The 3,649-nt window shown below is 61.1% G+C and carries 4 protein-coding genes and 1 pseudogene; all 5 read right to left on the bottom strand.

Going from position 1 to position 3,649, the window contains the following annotated elements; all coding sequences use genetic code 11:
- Positions 1 to 119: acyclic terpene utilization AtuA family protein (locus Q1A06_RS20715; RefSeq protein WP_299565698.1), on the bottom strand; the 119-nt coding region annotated here is incomplete at its 3' end.
- A gap of 8 nt (positions 120 to 127) precedes the next feature.
- On the bottom strand, positions 128 to 913 hold the full coding sequence (locus Q1A06_RS20710; protein WP_299568012.1) for an enoyl-CoA hydratase-related protein: 786 nt from the start codon (positions 911 to 913) through the stop codon (positions 128 to 130).
- 141 nt (positions 914 to 1,054) lie between these two features.
- The gene (locus tag Q1A06_RS20705; protein ID WP_299568011.1) at positions 1,055 to 2,650 is read right to left on the bottom strand and encodes a carboxyl transferase domain-containing protein; all 1,596 of its coding nucleotides are present in this window, start codon (positions 2,648 to 2,650) and stop codon (positions 1,055 to 1,057) included.
- Positions 2,650 to 3,159 carry a biotin/lipoyl-containing protein gene (locus Q1A06_RS20700; protein WP_224558007.1) on the bottom strand — a complete coding sequence of 170 codons (510 nt, stop codon included), beginning with the start codon at positions 3,157 to 3,159 and terminating at the stop codon, positions 2,650 to 2,652. The genes Q1A06_RS20705 and Q1A06_RS20700 overlap by 1 nt, the downstream gene beginning before the upstream one ends.
- Positions 3,159 to 3,649: pseudogene (locus tag Q1A06_RS20695) on the bottom strand (biotin carboxylase); the annotation flags it as partial. The gene Q1A06_RS20700 and the pseudogene Q1A06_RS20695, both read right to left, overlap by 1 nt.

Raw genomic sequence — 3,649 nt, 5'->3', positions numbered from 1 at the left:
GCCAGATAATCGAATACCAGATAGTCGATGTCGCCCTTGGACACCAACTGGCCAATGGCCTCCGGCGTGTCACCCCAGAAACCCGATGCGCACCCAATGCGCAGTTGTCGATCCGACATATACCCCCCTATCTGCCCGTCCATTCCGGCGCGCGCTTCTCCAGAAATGCCGAGAAACCTTCCCGCGCATCCTCTGTGGTCGCAATGCGCGGCAGCATGGTTTCGGCAAATCGGAACTGCTGTTCGATCGTCATATCCTGCATCGCGTGATAGGAGTACTTTCCGAGTCGAACTGCTGACGGGGAGCGTGCCGTGATCAGGTCAGTCAATTCTGCGACCTTGGCGTCAAGCGCGTCCGGTTCCGTCACATAATTAACGATGCCGTATTCCAGCGCCTGTTCGGCACTCCACGGTTCGCCGGTGATGTACATCTCCAGCAAACGGCGGCGCGGTATCACCCGCATCATCTGCGGCATGATCATCATCGGAAACAGGCCGATCTTGACCTCCGGGGTCGCGATCCTGGCCGTGTTCGACATGACGGCAATATCGCATGCACAGACGAGTCCGGCACCGCCGCCCATGGCGTGACCGTTGATCCGACCGATGATCGGTTTGTTGCAGGTTTCCATCAGGGTGAACAGGCGAATGACGAAATGTCCGGGCTGCGAGATGTCTCCGGTGAACGGCCCGCCATCCTTGCCAGCCTTGAGATCCCCGCCCGCGCAGAACGCGCGGTCCCCGGCGCCGGTCAGCACGATGACAAGCACCTTGTCGTCATTCTGGGCTGTTTCGAAGGCCTCGATCAGTTCCCCCACCGTCGGGACGTTCAGAGGATTGCGCTTTTCCGCATTGTCGATGGTGATTTTCGCGACCCCGTCGCTGATTTCCAGCAGAACATTCTTGTCAGACATCTTTCATCTCCGTTTTCCGAGGGCACATCCCTCTTGCATCCAATTGCGTGACAGCCGCACCGATCCGAAATATCCGCTGCCCCACCCTTACCGCGCGACGCGTCGAACACGTATTCATGCTGGTGCGGTCCTGTCGGTTCCCTACATCCTGAAGACACCGTAATGTGGCGCGTTGGGTGCAACACCCGCCGCACAGCACAACGCAATGCCAAGCATGTTGCGTGTATCGAGTGGATCGATAATCCCGTCATCATAAAGCCGCGACGTAAACCAGTAGGCCGAGGTTTCGTCTTCGGCCTTTGCACGCACCCGGTCGCGGAGTTCCTGCACGGATTCGTCGCTGAGGTCGGGGTCATCGCGGCGCATCTGGGCCAGCTTGACATCGCCGAGCGTGCGCGCGGCCTGTTCGGGCCCCATCACCCCCATTTGTGCGTTGGGCCATGACATCAGAAGGCGCGGATCCCAGGCGCGACCGCACATACCGTAATACCCGGCCCCGAAGGCGCCGGAGGTCAGTACCGTCAGCTTGGGCACCTCGGAGCCGGCCTGTGCCATCAGCATTTTCGCCCCGTCCTTGGTGATGCCGCGTTCCTCATACTCCCGGCCGATCATGTAGCCGGTGGTGTTCTGAAGAAAGATGAGCGGTGTTCCGGTCTGGTTGCAAAGCTGTATGAAATGCGCGGCCTTGAGTGAGCTCTCATTGAACAGAACCCCGTTATTGCCGAGAATTCCCACCTTGCAGCCCCAGATTCGGGCATAGCCGGTGACCAGCGTGGTTCCGTAATTCGGCTGGTATTCATGAAACCGCGACCCGTCGACAATCCGGGCTATAACCTCGCGCATATCGAAACGGACGCGGTAATCGGTAGGTACGATACCGTAGATTTCGGCGGGATCGTAATAGGGATCCTCGGGCGCGGTCCAGTCGAACGCGCGGGGTCTGCGCGGGAAGGTGCCGACGATTTCACGGGCGAGCGCGATACCCGCCTCTTCGGAATCAACCGGATAGTCGCCGGTGCCCGAGACCGAGGTGTGCATGTCCGCGCCGCCCAGATCGTTCACCGAGACCTCTTCGCCGGTGGCGGCCTTGACCAGTGGCGGCCCACCAAGGAAGATCGCGCCGGTATCGCGCACGATGATAGTATGCTCGCACAAAGCGGGCACATAGGCACCGCCCGCCGTGCAGTGGCCGCAGACAATGGCCACCTGGGGGATACCCTTTTTCGAAAGGATGCACTGGTTACGGAATACCCGCCCACCCGGCGCGAAAACCCCCGACATTTCCTCGAGATAGCCGCCCGCGCTGTCGCAGATATGTACCACTGGCAGCTCATTTTCCAACGCAAATTCGAGCGCGCGCACGATTTTCGGCACGGACATGGGGTACCAGGCGCCGCCCTTGTTGGAACTGTCGTCAGCGTGGATGACGACCTCGCGCCCGGCGATCACACCGACCCCGGTGATGATGTTGGCACCCGGTGCCTGACCATCGTAAAGATCGTTCGCCGCCAAGCTCGAAAACTCCAGGAACGGTGTCCCCGGATCGAGCAGCAGTTCGAGGCGCTGGCGTGCCAGCATCTTGTTTTGCCGCTTCAACCGGTCGAGATCACGACGGGGCCGGTCATGGCGCGCTTTGTCCTGTACCTCCCGAAACCGGTCGACGACCTCCTGCATCCGGCCCGAGGCTTCCTTGAATTCCGCCGATTCCGGGCGGATCTGTGTTTCCATCCGTCTCATCAATCCGTCTCCTCTTGCGGTTCCAGACGCAGCAGGACGTCCTTGCCGCCGAAACTGTCGCCTGTGGCGAAGGGCAGCTCCGCGACGATCCCGTCGCGCGGGGCTGTGACCGTGGTTTCCAGTTTCATGCTCTCGATCACCAGCATCGGCGCGCCTTCTTTCACGGCGTCGCCGGGTGCGACGGATACCGACACCACGACGCCGGGCATGGGTGCCAGCATCTGGTCCTGCGAGGCACCGCTTCCGGCCCTGTCCAAGGCGTCTGCCGGATCGGTCCGCCCGATTTCATAGGCCCGCCCGCCGAAGTGTATGAATGTGGCGCTCTCGTCCACGGCGATACGCATCGGGATGCGGGTGTCCGATATCTCCAGTACATACGCGCCCCTGCCGGCGGCTTCGTCGAGGGTGCAGGGAATTTCCCGTTCACCCATGTGCAGGACATGGCCTTGGCGCGTCGAGGCCAGCCAGACAGGGATCTCTTCCCCGTCAACTTCCAGAATGCGGCGCATCAGTTTCTCCAGTTTCCCATGAGTCGATAGATTTCCGGCACATTCTCCAGCGCTTTCACGAGCCGCGCATCAGACAGCACGGTGGCGGCGGCAAGAATGTCGGTGGTAGCGGGATCGCGGTCCTTGTTCAGTTCATCGGCTTCTTCTGCCAGAAAACCGGTCGAGACATCGCCGGAACGGAATTTGGGATGGTCGAGGATCGTATCGAGATAGGCCAGATTGGTGGTTACCCCGAGAATGACATAATCCTGCGCCGCGCGGCGGCCCCGAGCGATGGCCTCGGCCCGGTTGCGGCCGTGGACGATCAGTTTGGACAGCATGGGGTCGAAATCGGTGGTCACTTTGCCGCCGTCCAGAATGCCGCTGTCCACGCGAACGCCTTCGCCGCGGGGTTCGTCCAGCAGCAGGATGTCCCCGATCGCGGGGCGGAAATCCTGGGTGGCGTCTTCGGCGCAGATGCGCAGTTCGATCGAATGGCCGTTCTGCGCGA

This window comes from uncultured Sulfitobacter sp., from assembly GCF_947497275.1.
Classification (GTDB): domain Bacteria; phylum Pseudomonadota; class Alphaproteobacteria; order Rhodobacterales; family Rhodobacteraceae; genus Sulfitobacter.
Note: the sequence above shows the minus strand (reverse complement) of the source record. Positions and strands in the feature narration are given on the sequence as shown.